12 protein-coding genes are annotated in these 14,387 nt (G+C 52.2%); 6 read left to right on the top strand and 6 right to left on the bottom strand.

The features are described from left to right. Nucleotides 1–88 precede the first annotated feature (88 nt). On the top strand, nucleotides 89–352 hold the full coding sequence (locus IEY39_RS15360) for a hypothetical protein (protein ID WP_188933089.1): 264 nt from the start codon (nucleotides 89–91) through the stop codon (nucleotides 350–352). 75 nt (nucleotides 353–427) lie between these two features. Here IEY39_RS15360 and sucD read toward each other — a convergent pair whose 3' ends face one another. From sucD to IEY39_RS15330, 6 genes are all read right to left on the bottom strand, one after another. Further along, nucleotides 428–1,300: a succinate--CoA ligase subunit alpha gene (gene sucD, locus IEY39_RS15355; RefSeq protein WP_188933087.1), complete on the bottom strand. Its 873-nt coding sequence runs from the start codon at nucleotides 1,298–1,300 to the stop codon at nucleotides 428–430. Nucleotides 1,301–1,362: 62 nt separating this feature from the next. Beyond that, complete coding sequence (locus tag IEY39_RS15350; protein ID WP_188933084.1) at nucleotides 1,363–1,905, bottom strand: YbhB/YbcL family Raf kinase inhibitor-like protein; 543 nt, start codon at nucleotides 1,903–1,905, stop codon at nucleotides 1,363–1,365. Between the two features lie 67 nt (nucleotides 1,906–1,972). Then, entirely contained in the window at nucleotides 1,973–2,839 is an 867-nt protein-coding gene (locus tag IEY39_RS15345; protein ID WP_188933082.1) for a helix-turn-helix domain-containing protein, read from the bottom strand. A 1-nt stretch (nucleotide 2,840) separates the two neighbouring features. Continuing rightward, nucleotides 2,841–3,659, bottom strand: coding sequence for an ABC transporter ATP-binding protein (locus IEY39_RS15340; protein WP_188933080.1), 819 nt, complete (start codon nucleotides 3,657–3,659; stop codon nucleotides 2,841–2,843). A 6-nt stretch (nucleotides 3,660–3,665) separates the two neighbouring features. Continuing rightward, nucleotides 3,666–4,403, bottom strand: coding sequence for an MlaE family ABC transporter permease (locus tag IEY39_RS15335; protein WP_188933078.1), 738 nt, complete (start codon nucleotides 4,401–4,403; stop codon nucleotides 3,666–3,668). 17 nt (nucleotides 4,404–4,420) lie between these two features. Further along, nucleotides 4,421–6,754, bottom strand: coding sequence for an NADP-dependent malic enzyme (locus IEY39_RS15330; protein WP_188933077.1), 2,334 nt, complete (start codon nucleotides 6,752–6,754; stop codon nucleotides 4,421–4,423). A gap of 241 nt (nucleotides 6,755–6,995) precedes the next feature. Here IEY39_RS15330 and IEY39_RS15325 point away from each other — a divergent pair, with 241 nt between their 5' ends. The 5 genes from IEY39_RS15325 to IEY39_RS15305 all read left to right on the top strand — a co-directional run bounded on the left by IEY39_RS15325 (nucleotide 6,996) and on the right by IEY39_RS15305 (nucleotide 14,344). Further along, nucleotides 6,996–7,805: a hypothetical protein gene (locus tag IEY39_RS15325; RefSeq protein ID WP_188933075.1), complete on the top strand. Its 810-nt coding sequence runs from the start codon at nucleotides 6,996–6,998 to the stop codon at nucleotides 7,803–7,805. 52 nt (nucleotides 7,806–7,857) lie between these two features. Continuing rightward, nucleotides 7,858–8,445, top strand: a complete 588-nt coding sequence (locus IEY39_RS15320; RefSeq protein WP_188933073.1) for an RNA polymerase sigma factor — start codon at nucleotides 7,858–7,860, stop codon at nucleotides 8,443–8,445. A 53-nt stretch (nucleotides 8,446–8,498) separates the two neighbouring features. After that, nucleotides 8,499–9,590 carry a FecR family protein gene (locus IEY39_RS15315; RefSeq protein WP_188933070.1) on the top strand — a complete coding sequence of 364 codons (1,092 nt, stop codon included), beginning with the start codon at nucleotides 8,499–8,501 and terminating at the stop codon, nucleotides 9,588–9,590. Between the two features lie 84 nt (nucleotides 9,591–9,674). Beyond that, nucleotides 9,675–12,920: a SusC/RagA family TonB-linked outer membrane protein gene (locus IEY39_RS15310; protein ID WP_188933068.1), complete on the top strand. Its 3,246-nt coding sequence runs from the start codon at nucleotides 9,675–9,677 to the stop codon at nucleotides 12,918–12,920. Between the two features lie 20 nt (nucleotides 12,921–12,940). After that, nucleotides 12,941–14,344, top strand: coding sequence for a RagB/SusD family nutrient uptake outer membrane protein (locus tag IEY39_RS15305; protein WP_188933066.1), 1,404 nt, complete (start codon nucleotides 12,941–12,943; stop codon nucleotides 14,342–14,344). The last annotated feature ends 43 nt before the right edge of the window (nucleotides 14,345–14,387 follow it).

Here is a 14,387-nt window from a genome sequence, read left to right as displayed (position 1 = left end):
AACGTATCCCCCTTAAACACAACTCCTTACCCGGAATCTTATATATGAGTTCGGTATTGAACTCGACATAAACTTAAAATTTACAATTATGAAAACGAAACTGACAATACTCATCGCCGCCGGCCTTTTCTTCGCCGTTAGCACCCAGGCCCAGGATCGCCGCGATATGTATCATGACCGGATGGATATGCGTCATGATCGTGCCGACATCCACCGCGACCGCGCTAAGCTGAATTATGACCGGTATTTCGACCGCGATGATCTCCGTCACGATCGCCGGGACCTTTATTATGATCGCCGTGATCTCCGCCGCGATCGCCGCGATCTGTATCGTGATCGGAATTGCTACTAAGTTACGTAGGCCATCAATAAAGAAGCCGGTCCCCAAGAGGGGGTGCCGGCTTCACTTTTTTATGCAGGGAATAACTTATTTCTTCAACACTTTCGCCATCGTCGACCCTATCTCCGCAGGCGTCTGTACGACGGTGATACCGCATTCGGCCATGATCTTCATTTTTGCCGCAGCCGTATCATCCGCACCACCGATGATCGCACCGGCATGCCCCATCCGTCTTCCGGGAGGCGCCGTTTGCCCGGCAATAAACCCAACCACTGGCTTGCGGTTGTTGTCTTTGATCCAGCGGGCGGCATCGGCTTCCATGCTGCCACCGATCTCCCCGATCATAACGATACCTTCAGTTGCGGGGTCATTCATCAGCAGCTCGACCGCTTCTTTGGTCGGCGTGCCGATGATGGGGTCACCACCGATGCCCACCGCCGTCGAAATACCCAGCCCTGCCTTGGCTACCTGGTCAGCGGCTTCGTACGTAAGCGTACCCGATTTGCTGACGATGCCGATCTTCCCCTTCTTGAACACAAATCCCGGCATGATCCCCACCTTACATTCACCGGCAGTGATAACACCCGGGCAATTGGGCCCGATGAGCCGGGTGTTCTTACCCAACAGATAATTCTTAGCTTTTACCATATCCTGCACCGGGATACCTTCCGTGATACAGATGACCAGTTCGATACCGGCTTCGGCCGCTTCCATGATCGCGTCAGCGGCAAATGCCGGCGGCACGAAAATGATCGATACATTGGCTCCTGTGTGTTTCACCGCGTCGGCAACGGTATTGAATACCGGCCTCTCGAGATGACTGTTGCCACCCTTGCCCGGGGTAACACCACCCACCACCTGCGTTCCATACTCGATCATTTGCGTAGCGTGAAAAGTTCCTTCTGTCCCTGTAAAGCCCTGTACGATGATTTTGGATTGCTTGTTAACTAAGATTGCCATTAGCGTAGATTTGTATACAGTTGCGGTGGGCAAAAATAGGGGAAAAAACTCAAAACCACCCGTTATTTATTCTGCGCATAGAACACGATCGAAGCCTTTTCTATCGTGTTTGCATTGATATAAAACCCGGCCAGGGCGGCCCCTGCCGTCTTGTCCAGCGGCAGCTTGCTCTTCAGGGCATACACGGTAATAAGATATTCGTGAATCGGTCCGGGAGGCGGGCAGGCGCCGATATAACCCGGCTGACCTCCATCGTTATTGAGCTGGATAGCTCCTTCCGGCGTCAGCCTCTTGGCGACATTGCCGGCGTCGCTCTTAAGACTCGTCACACTGGCGGGGATATTAAAGATGGTCCAATGCCAGAAGCCGCTGCCCGTTGGTGCGTCCTTGTCATAGATGGTCACGGCAAAGGCCTGTGTTCCCGCCGGGATATTCTCCCAGTGCAATTCCGGCGAGACATTCTCACCATGACAACCAAAAGAACTGGCCATTTGCCTGTTCGTTGCCTGACCGCCGACATCATTGCTTTTCAAAGTAAATGTCTGAGCAGAAACGCTCCCGCCGGCCAACACAGCCAGCAATACAAAGGAGATGAGCTTTTGCATATTGATGATTTTAGAATACAAAAATAAGCGGGCGCTAACTTGCTCACTAGGGCCCGTCGCTCAAAAACTATGGATAAACGGTCAAAGCTGTCCTTTTCTGGAATTCCCGGGGCGTCACCCCATACACCTGTTTAAAGGACTGGGTAAAGCTCGAATGATTCTCGTATCCCACTTTATGATATACCTCGCTTGGCTTCTCCTGGCTGTCCAGCAGACTCGCCGCCAGTTCCATCCTTTTTTGCAACAACCATTTATTGGGCGACGTAGCATAAAGCCGGGCAAACCTTCGCTTGAAGGTGGAAAGACTCATATTACAAAGAAATGATAATTCATCGACGGTGATGGCATGGTTGACATTGCCTTCGACAACAGCCATCAGTTGCCGGTCGTCAGCATCATGGACATCGGTCAACCGGAAAGCAGCCAGGCTTTCGGGGGCTTTCCCCGCCAGGTAGAGCATCAGCTCTTCGAATTTCAACAATTGCCAGTTTTTTTGCATGTCCGGGTTGGCAGCAGGCATCAGTTGCAGGGAGTGCAGGAAATTCCGGATAAATTCATCGATGGAAAAAGAAACGATGGGGTCATTGCCCTTGCCCGCTGGATTCAGTCCGGGATATTTTAAAAAAAAGTCCTTGAATACGCTGTCGTCAAAGAAGAACAGCAGGCTGCGATATCGCCCGTTGATGGACAGCTTCTCCGACATCAGGGTGTTGCCACCCGCGATCAGCAGGAACTGTCCGCCTTTGATGCGCATCGGTTCCCCTGGTCGATGTACGGTCTTTTCGCCTTCCAGCAGAAAACTAACAAGATTGGTCCGCAAGGTCACCCGCGTCTTCGCATTAGGCAACCCGCTTTCATAGCTGCGGATAGCCGTCCTGGCCTGGAATTCCGGCCAGTCGCCGAAAGGAAACAGGTCGTTTGGTATGGTCAACATCCTATCCATCGACTTGTTTGTTCAACTCGTCTATATCGCGCATGTCGATCTTGCCCTTTACTTCCAGCATCCGCAAGTCTTTGGCGTCCTGGAGGAATTCCGAAGCGAATATAAAATCGTTGAGCAGCTTGTTCTTGCTGAAAATGATCTCTTTGTTGGTGCCTTCCCATTCCTTGTGCCCCTGGTACATGTACATGATATGATCGCCTATCTCCATGACGCTGTTCATATCGTGCGTATTGATCACCGTCGTGATATTGTATTCAACGGTTATTTCTTTGATGAGCTTGTCGATCAGCAGGGACGTCTGCGGGTCTAAACCCGAATTGGGCTCGTCGCAGAAAAGATATTTGGGGTTCAGCACTATCGCCCGGGCGATGCCCACCCGCTTCTTCATCCCGCCGGAAATCTCGGCCGGGAATTTTTTATTGGCGCCTTCGAGGTTGACACGGTGGAGCACTTCATTCACCCGCTTTAGTTTCTCGGCCAGGGTATTTTGGGTGAACATGTCCAGGGGAAACATGATATTCTGTTCTACTGTCATGCTATCGAAGAGTGCCGAACCCTGAAACAGCATCCCAATGCTTTGTCGCAGCTCCTTACGCCGGTCTTCGTTCATCTCGGAAAAGTTCATCCCGTCGTAACAGATCTCTCCACTGTCCGGCTCGAACAGGCCGACGAGGCATTTCATCAATACCGTCTTCCCGCTTCCGCTGGTGCCGATGATGAGGTTACATTTTCCCGTCTTGAAAGTGGTGCTCACGTCATCGATCACCACCTTTTCGCCAAATCCTTTCTTTATGTTTTTTATATCTATCATAAACGGTTAGAGTAAGAGTGCCGAAAGCAAATAGTCAGCAAACAATACCAATACACAGGATACCACCACCGATTTCGTACTTGCCCTTCCGATCTCCAGCGCTCCACCTTGTACATTATAGCCGTAAAAGGCCGGGATGCTGGAAATGATAAAGGCAAAAGTATAGGCCTTCGCCATGGCAAAGAACACATTATAAGGCTTGAAATATTGGTGCAGACCCTTGTCGAAAGCCGCCGGTGAAAGGATGCCGGTGGCCGTGCCCGCCAGCCTGCCCCCCCAGATGCCCAGGACAGCCGAAATGACCACCAGCATCGGGATAACACAGATGGATGCGAGCAGCTTCGGGAGGATGAGATAGCATTTCGTATTGATGCCCATGATCTCCAGTGCGTCGATCTGCTCGCTTACCCGCATATTGCCCAGTTCGCTTGCTATCTTACTGCCGACCACACCCGCGAGCACTATACATACCAGGGTGGGGGAAAACTCGAGGATAACGGTATCCCGCACGATCTGTGCAATGGTAGACAGGGGAATGATAGGACTCACCAACTGATAGGCGGTTTGCAGGGTCGACACCGCGCCCATAAAGATCGAGATGATGGCCACGATACCCAGCGATCCGATGCCGATCTCCGAACACTGATGCATGAACTCCTTCCAATACATCTTGCCATTCTCCGGCCTGGTGAACATGCCTCTTAAGGTTAACAGATAGCTGCCGAATTCCGTGAAAAAAGTCATTCAATTAGTTTTTGGTTTTAGTGCCTTGCCCGCTTCCACCAGGGCGCTTTTTTCCCTTCTTCGTCCGAAGGGGTATTCTTACATTTTATCTGTGCATCGACAATGGCCACTAACGCCACATTGTAGATCTGCCTCACCGTACTGCCCAGCTGCAGGACATGGACGGGTTTTTTCAACCCCAGCAGGATAGGTCCGATGGCATCGGCTCCACCGACTTCCTTCAAGAGGTTGTAGGCGATGTTGCCGGCCGCAAGATTGGGGAACACCAGGGTGTTGACTTCCTGGTCGACCAATTCGCTAAATGGATAATTTTCTTTTATCAGCTCCTGGTTCAGGGCGACGCTTGCCTGCATCTCTCCGTCGACGATGAGGTTGGGCTCCCGTTGCTTGACGATCTTCCGGGCCTCCGCCACCAGCCGGGCTTCGGGCGAGTCGCTCGTGCCGAAGTTGGAATAGCTCAGCAGGGCTACCCGGGGAGTGAGGTTGAATTGCTGCACTTCCCGGGCCACCAGCAGCGTAATATCCGCCAGCTCTTCCGCCGTCGGGTTGAAGTTCACTGTCGTGTCGGCGAGAAACAGCGGCCCTTTCTTCGTCAACAACAGGTACATCCCGGCTATCTTCTTTACCCCGTCTTCCGTCCCGATCACCTGCAGCGCGGGCCTGATCGTATCCGGGTAGTTCTTGGTCAGTCCCGAGATCATCGCGTCCGCCTCCCCGGTCTCCACCATCATACAGCCGAAGTAGAGCCGGTCGCGCATCCGCTTGAAAGCCTCGTATTTATTAAAGCCGCGGCGTTGCCGCTTCTGGAAGAAGATCTCCCCAAAGCGTTTGCGCTGCTCTTCGTATTCGTCGTTGTAGGGGTTGATCACCGGCATGCCATCCAGCTCGATCTGGTTGCTGGCGGCGAGATGCCTGATCTTTTTTTCGTCACCCAGCAGCATCGGGAAGGCCACTCCATCATTATACAACAGCTGTGCTACCTTCAAAATTTTAATGTTATCGGCTTCCGCAAAAACGATCCGTTTGGGGTTGATCCGGGCCTTGGTGCTCAACACCCGCATCAACTGATTATCAAGCCCCAGCCGGCGATTGAGTTCGATAGCATAGGCGTCCCAATTATCGATTTGGGTCTGGGCAACCCCGGATTCCATGGCCGCACGGGCTACAGCGGGCGCAACGGTCGACAACAGTCGCGGGTCGAGGGGTTTGGGAATGATATAGTGGGGGCCGAAAAGCAGGTTCCTTTCATTATAGGCCATGTTCACGATATCCGGGACAGGGGTTTTGGCGAGATCGGCAAGCGCCTTTACGGAAGCCAGCTTCATCGCCTCATTTATCTGGGTGGCCCGCACGTCCAGGGCGCCGCGGAATATAAAGGGGAATCCCAGCACATTATTCACCTGGTTGGGATAGTCGCTCCGGCCTGTGGCCATAATAATATCTTCACGGGCTGCAGTAGCTTGCTCATAGCTGATCTCCGGGTCCGGATTAGCCATTGCAAAAACGATAGGACGGCGGGCCATGGTCTTTACCATTTCCGGGGTCACCACATTGCCGACACTAAGGCCCACGAATACATCCGCATCCTTCATCGCCTTGTCCAGGGTCCAGTCATTCTTATTTACGGCAAACACCTTCTTGTCTTCGTCGAGATCGGTCCGCTCATCATGCAACACCCCATCCTTGTCGAAAAGGATAAAATTCTCCGGGCGGGCCCCCAGCGCCACATAAAGCTTGACACAGGCCATCGCTGCCGCCCCGGCGCCATTTATGACAAAGCGCACCTTGTCGATCTTTTTCTTTTGCACCTCGAGGGCGTTGAGCAAGGCAGCGCTGCTGATGATGGCCGTCCCATGCTGGTCATCGTGCATCACCGGGATCTTAAGCTTCTCCCGGAGGGTCCTTTCGATATAAAAGCATTCCGGGGCCTTGATATCCTCGAGGTTGATGCCCCCAAATGTGGGCTCCAGCGCCTTGACGATCTGTACGAATTTCTCGGGGTCTTTTTCGTTGATCTCTATGTCGAATACATCGATGTCGGCAAAGATCTTGAAGAGCACCCCCTTGCCTTCCATCACCGGCTTCGATGCCTCCGGACCGATATCTCCCAGTCCCAACACCGCAGTGCCATTGCTGATCACTGCTACCAGGTTGCCCTTAGCCGTGTATTTATAGACCTCTTCGACATTCTTATGTATCTCTTTGCAGGGTTCCGCCACTCCCGGTGAATAGGCAAGGGATAGATCCCGTTGTGTTTTTGCCTCCTTCGTCGGTACGACTTCTATCTTTCCGGGTCGTCCTTTGGAATGATATTCAAGCGCCTGCTCTTTGCGGAGCTGTTTTTTTTGCATTACAGGAATGGTCCTTTGTCCCATTGCGGTGCAAAATACGAAAATGCTGTTAAACACTCTCTTGTAGCGACAGCCCCCGTAAAATCACCCTTTTTGGTTAAATCTCGCACGACTGCACGAGGAATGCGCACAGCCGTTATAAGTTTACCCTTAAGTATCTATCGTTCAAACAACTAACTCCCGTATCGTCCCTTTTTTGCTCCTCTTTTGTCCGTATCCCGCCAACCTAAACTTTTGCCATATGGGTAAGTTGATCACCTTATCTACTCTTATTCTATTGCTGCTGACCAGGCTCGATGCCTTCGCAGGCACGACAACGGCGGACACTGTCATCGAATCAAGCAAAAAAGAGTGGCTGGATATGTGCGGGAAAATAAAAGAAAAGGAAGAGCAGATGGACGATGAAGATAGTAAGGACAGCCTGAAAAAGGTATTGGCAAATCTCGATAGCCTTTATTATAGCATCCAGCGGTATGGAATAGTGCATATTAATAAAAACCCGGGCTATACTACTTACTACATCCAAAAGGACATCATCTTCTTCAATATCCAGGAAAACAATATCCCCAATTTCATCCACGAAACAACCCACGGGATTCAATATCAGCACGGAAGCATTGTTTTCAAGGATACGCTCGCGCCAGTCAAGGATAGTATCGTTGATGGCGTGGGAGATGATTTTGGCGATGAGATAGAAGCCTACAAAGCCCAGTTCGCTTATGACCCCGCCTCCGTTTCCAGCCTGCCCAACCTGTACCATACAGCCTATGCGTATAAAGACATGGATGCTGTCTGGCTATTAGGGCTCATAGACTCTGCCGGCAATCAGCTTTACAAGCCCGACAGTCTCCGCGGAGTTTGTATGAGTCCCGTGAATATCTGGACAGACCAACAGGGCATGCATAATGCCTGGCCGCTGCAGCCGCTGTACCCGGCTGGCTATATCCTTGGCGAAGACACACACTATCTTAATTATCCGGCGAAACTTCGCAAATGGCGCATTGCCCACGGCCTCACCCACCAAGCCGCGTCTTCTTCCCCTAAATTATAAAAATTACAAATACATAATTTTGCCCCCAAAGAATAAGATTTATTTTTGGCGGATGCAGGCAGTAAACACTTCCCTGGCGGTGGAGACGATCGCTGACTTCGACGCTGTGTATCACAGCTACCAGCAGGCGGTGTATGCCAATATTTTTAAAATGGTCAGGCATCCGCAGTCGGCAGAAGATATCCTGCAGGAAGTTTTTCTCAGCCTTTGGAAAAATAAAGATAAAGTTACGGCCGACAGGGTAGCAGGATGGCTCTTTGTCGTCAGCTATAATAAGGCAGCCACCTACCTCCGGCATCGGCTCAAGCTTTCGCTCGTTCGCCTGGATGATCCCGCACATATTGAAAACATAGCCACGGATGACGCTTCCCCCGACACGCTATACCAGGCACAACTCTCCCTCATCGAGGATGCCCTGCAGCACCTGCCGGCCCGGAAGAAAGAAGCATTCCACCTCCATTATTTCGAGGGCCGCTCTTATGAAGAGATCGCTTCCCTCCTGGGTATTTCCATCGGCTCGGTAAAAGATTATATTAAGCAGGCCGGCATCTTCATCCGGAAGTACACCAACCGTAATTATGATGCCGCCATCACGGCTACCATTTCCCTCCTGCTGCTTTGCACCAGCGTCCCGGCTTAGTAATAATTTGGTAACATTAGGGGCATCCCCATTCTTCCCCGTTCGGAGTATTTATGGCTGAAGCAATGCAGGAGATCAGATCACTCATAGAGAAATTCTGGGCCGGGTCGGCTACCGATGATGAAAAACAGCGGCTTATCGAGCTGATGGCTGGGTATGACCAGGAATGGGTTCGGACGCTGGAAGCGGAATTCCGGGCTCAACTGAATAAGGAGCCTGAAGACCGGACCCCCGGAGAGACACAACGAATATTGGAGCAGCTGCATAAGAAGATTGCGGTGATGGAGGGCGACCAGCCGGCCGGGAAAGGCAAAATTCTACCTTTCCTGCGCCCGCTCAGATGGATTGCGGCCGCAGCTATCCCCCTTGCTCTTGGCATTGCCATGCTCTGGCATTCTCCGGGGAAGAACAACCAAACCGCAACTGTACGCCGGGAATCGCCAAAAACAAGACAGCTGAGGCAATACGCGAACCCGGACACGACGGTGCAGCACATCCTGCTGCCGGACTCTTCTGCGCTGGATCTCTATCCCGGCAGCCAGGCAGCTTACTATGAGCCGTTCGATACGGCGCGAGCTATCACGGTGAATGGCAAGGCCCTGTTCAAAGTGACCAGCGGGCCTCACGCTCCTTTCACCGTCTATTCGAAAGGGATTGCCACGAGCGTCCTGGGCACGAAATTCATGGTCATTGCGAGGGACGACAACCGGGTCTCCGTGCTATTAATGGAGGGAAAGGTGCGCGTACAGGCTATGCCGGGTACAGGCATCGAGATGCAGGGTGTTTATCTGGCTCCCGGCCAAAAGCTGGCGGTAAATATGGCGTCGAAGGATTATGTGGTTGGCAAATGGCAACCTGCGGACACGGGGTCTGTCACAAATAAGCCAACGATGCATACCCGCAAACCCGAGGCTATCTATGCCTGCGTTTTCGACAAGACGCCGCTGGCGAGAGTTTTCAGCACATTAAGTGATTATTATAAAGTAAGGATAATAGTAAATGCCCAAGACCTCGAAGGCCAGTCTTTCACCGGAAAGATACTCCGGACCGATCAGTTGCAGACAGCGCTATCTGTAATCTGCAACACCAACGATCTAACCTTCAGGACGGACAACGGCGACATCATCATCAATAAACAAAAATAACAGCAGCGGAAGCCCTGGCTTCTGACACGCCGCCGGCGGCGTGCCTGCAAACTATTGTCAAAAATTTGTAAAAGGCTCAAAATAATGCAAAACACGTTAACCAAAAGATCAAAGGGTATCTTCTTTGCCCTACTGCTGTTGCTTTCCCTGGCTGCGCGTTCCCAACAGGGATCCCAGATAAAGGGCTCGGTGCTCAACGACAAAGGTGATCCGATAGAAGGCGTCACCGTTACTGCGAGTGAGACGGGTTACCATACAACCAGGTCGACGATCACCAATGATAAAGGCGTATTCACCTTCAGCAATCTGAAGGCCGGGAAAAAATATGACTTCAATTTCAGCTACGTTGGATTTGAAAAGCAGGTGGTCAAAGGCTTTCTCATCGATGAAGGGGATAACAATTCCATTCTTGTAAGATTGAAACCGGCCGGCGCGGACCTTAGCCAGGTGGTGGTGATAGGCTATGGAGAAAGAAGGAAAGGCGAACTGACGGGTTCTGTGAGTTCGTTGAAGGCTGCTGCCATCAAAGACCAGGTAGTAACCTCTTTCGATGCGGCCCTGGCCGGCAAACTGGCCGGCGTGCAGGTGCTGCAGACAACAGGTTCGCCGGGTGGCAATGTGTCTATCCATGTGCGCGGTACGGCCTCCATCTCAGCAGGCAACAATCCTTTGTATGTCATCGACGGATACCCGGTCTCGCAGGATGTGAACACCAATTCCCTGCCCAACCCCAATACCTATCAGCAACCGCTGAATCCCCTGGCTACCATCGATGTCAACGATATCGAGTCCATCGATGTGCTGAAGGACGCCGCCTCTGCCGCCATCTATGGTTCAAGAGGAAGCAACGGCGTAGTCCTCATCCGCACGAAAAGAGGCACCCCGGGCAAACCAAAGGTAAACTATGCCTTCAGCGGCGGATTTCAGGAGGTCTCCAAAAGGATCGACGTCATGAATGCCTATGATTATGCCAAAGAAGCGTACGATAGCCATAACAATGCCTATCTCGATGCCGTGCCGACAGGAAAAGCTTCCGACCCCAACAGCATCCGGCCCAACAATCCTTCCACCTGGGTGCCGCCTCAAACCCTGCCCTATCTCAGCAACCAGCCGGGACTCACCAATACCGACTGGCAAAAAGCCGTCTTCCGCCAGGCTTTCCTGACCAATCACACGCTCAGCGTCAGCGGCGGGTCGGACAACCTCACCTATTATGTTTCCGGGAATTACCTTGACCAGGACGGGATCATCATCAACAACAATTTCAAGCGATATTCGCTGCGCGGGCAATTGGAAGCCAAAGAAGACCGCTGGAAGTTCGGCCTGAATTTCTCGCCCTCCTACACGCTCACCAACCAGGTGGCCTCCGAAGGGCCATGGAGTTCGAACGGTAATCCTTATGGATTTCCAAATGCCGCAGGGGTGGTCGCCAACGCCTTGACCTACGCCCCCCTCTTTCCTGTGTACAACCCCGATGGAACATTTGCCGACTCGGTGAACCAGTGGGGTTACGGCCAGACCAACGTCCTCAATCCCGTGGCCCTTGCTACCATGATCAAGGATCTGGTAAAGAACTTCCGGTTCACCGGTTCTACTTATGCCGAGCGGGAGATCATAAAAGGCCTGCGCTACCGGCTCTTTTTCGGTACGGACATCAACACCTTCATCGAAGATTATTACCGGCCTACCAACCTTCCCATCCAGAGCGCCACACTGCCCTCAGTGGCTTACGGCCTCACCAAGACCGATCAATACCTCAATTGGGTGGTGGAAAATACCCTGACGTATTCCAAAAGGATCGGCGCGGGTAATCTGACGGCCCTGCTGGGTTATAATGCCCAGAAAGAGAACCAGTATCACAGCTATGCCGCAGCCAATAAATTTCCAACGAATGCGGTGACCACGCTCAATGCCGGTCAGCCGTCAGCCGTATCCTCTACATTGGAACAATGGAGCCTGGAATCTTTATTGGGAAGGTTGCAGTACGATCTCCTGAACAAATATTTTCTTTCTGCTTCTTTACGGCGGGATGGGTCAAGCCGGTTTGGATACAATCACAAATGGGGTTGGTTCCCTTCCGCATCTGCGGGCTGGATAGTGTCAAAAGAGAACTTCTTTTCCGGCCTGAGCCGGACGGTGAGCAATCTTAAACTACGCGCGAGCTATGGACTCACCGGTAATTTTTCCATACCCAACTACGGCGCCCTGGCACAGCTTACCTCTTCCAACTATATCCTGGGTAACCAGGCATTGACCAGTGGTGTTGCCGTCACGACGCCGCCGAACCCCAACCTCACCTGGGAAAATACGGCCAGCTTCGACTTGGGCATGGAATTAGGTTTTTTACAAAACGCCCTCAACATTACAGTAGATTACTATCATTCTACTACGAGCAAATTATTGCTCAACGTCCCCACACCCGCCACCAGCGGCTTCAGCACGGAATTGCAGAACATCGGGCAGCTGACCAATACCGGCGTCGAAGTGTCAGCCAACTATTTTAAATCTTTGCATGGGGGCTGGAGTATCGACCTCAGCGGCAATATCGCTTTCAACAGAAACCGGGTGACCCGGCTCGGGCCCGGCAACGCGCCTATCATCGTCACCGGTGGCACAGGCTCGGCCTATTTCATCACCAAAGTTGGTCAGCCGATAGGCAGCTATTATCTGCTGGTGCAGGACGGCATCTACCGCAACCAGGAAGACCTGAACAAATACCCACATTTCTCCAATTCTCACGTGGGTGACTTTAAATTCAAGGACGTCAATGGCGACGGGGTGCTTAACACCCTTACCGACCGGGCTATTGTAGGCAATTTTCAGCCGAACTATACTTTCGGGTTTAGCGCGGCCCTTCGGTATAAGAATTTTGACATCGCCGGCGTCGTACAAGGCACACAAGGAAATAAGATACTCGATCTCTTCAGGAGATATATTGCCAGCTCGGAAGGTAACTTTAACAACCTCAACCTGATGAAAGGGCGGTTCGAAGACAGCAATAACATCGGGGTGGGCTATATCAACCGGGCCAACCGACTGGCAACGGGCAATAACGGGACGATCTCCACGTGGCATGTGGAAGATGGTTCTTTTGTCAGGATAAAGAGCCTTTCCCTGGGGTATAGCTTTGGCGAAGACCTGCTGAAAAGATATGGCGTTGGCATGCTCAGACTCTATGCTACCGTCCAGAACCCATTCACGTTCACCCATTACAGTTTGTTCAACCCCGAGATATCCGACCGGCCGAACAACGCGCTTTCTCCCGGCGAGGATTATGGCTCTTATCCCCTGGCGCGTAGCTATGTGCTTGGCCTCAACCTGACCTTCTAATTGTTTAAAAAAGTATTGATATGAAGAAAAGCTTACTGGCAATCGCGATAATCACCTCCCTGGCATCCTGCAAAAAAAGCTTCCTCGAGCTGACTCCGCCTTCTGCCATCACTACTGACAATTTTTTTAAAACATCCGCCGATGCGATCACTGCTGCCAATGGCTGCTATGCCAGCCTGGCCGATGCTAATGAATATGGCGCGGGCTTCGAGGTATTAATGGAAGAACGCGGCGATAATGTGCTCGACCTGGATATCTCTTCCGGCTCGGGCACGAATTATAAGTTGGCCCATTTTATCGACGATCCCAGCAACTCCCAGCTATCCCTTACCTGGATCGATATTTTCAATGGCATCTACCGGTGCAATACCGTCCTGGCCAATATTGGCCCAGTGAAAATGGACAGCGCCACAAAGAACAGGGTCCGCGGTGAGGTACAGTTTATCCGGGCGCTGCATTATTTCAACCTGGTACGGTTATGGGGTGCAGTACCGGTGCTGACCACCGTGGTATCAGCCGACCAGGCCTTGCAGCTGCACCGGGATAGCGTAGCAGCCGTCTATCAGCAAATAGAATCCGACCTGCAATTTGCCGCAGCTAACCTACCCGCTGCTTACACCGGGGCCGATGTCGGGCGAGTGACGACGGGGGCCGCCAACGGACTCCTGGGCAAAGTGTATTTGTATGAAAAGAAGTACAACAACGCAGCATCCGTTTTGCAGGGTGTCATCAATTCGAATGTATTCTCCTTACTGCCCAATATTGCCAGTGTGTTCAGCACGGCCAATAAATACAATGCTGAGACTCTTTTTGCCGTCCGATACGCATCGGGTGTCACCGGGCAGGCGCATGGCTTTTGGTTTACCAATGGCAACAACCTGCCTACTATCGACAGCTCTATTGTCAAAGCCTATAGCGCGGGCGATGTTCGCAAGACCCTTACCGATGCGATAAAGCCTACAGGCTTAACCTACACCGGTCCGCGAAAATACGTTGACGTTCCGGATGCCTCAGGGCTTTCGGGGGAAGATTTCCCGGTGTTGCGGTTCGCGGATATTCTGCTGATGGCCGCTGAGGTATTGAATGAACAAGGCTATAGTGCTTCGACCGGGACGGGCTCGGCCTTCTATTATCTCAACCTGGTGCGGCAACGGGCCGGCTTAACCGCCTTGTCTTCGGCCGATAGGCCCGACCAGGGCACCTTCCGCAATGAAGTGTATTTACAAAGAAGGCTGGAGCTGCCTTTTGAATGCGATCGCTGGTTCGACCTCGTGCGGACGGGAAATGCGATTACCGCCATCCGGGCGGATGCCGGAAAGGGTAGTCCGACCATCGATGCTCACCGGTTTATTTATCCTATTCCCCAATCGGAGCTGGACATCGTGCATAATGCCGCGAATTTCCCGCAAAACCCCGGGTACTGATGTTGCATGCAACCCGGGGCCGGGGCTAAAACGGTCCCGGGTT

Source organism: Puia dinghuensis (assembly GCF_014642875.1).
GTDB classification, from domain to species: Bacteria; Bacteroidota; Bacteroidia; order Chitinophagales; family Chitinophagaceae; genus Puia; species Puia dinghuensis.
This window is presented reverse-complemented; position numbering and strand designations above follow the sequence as displayed.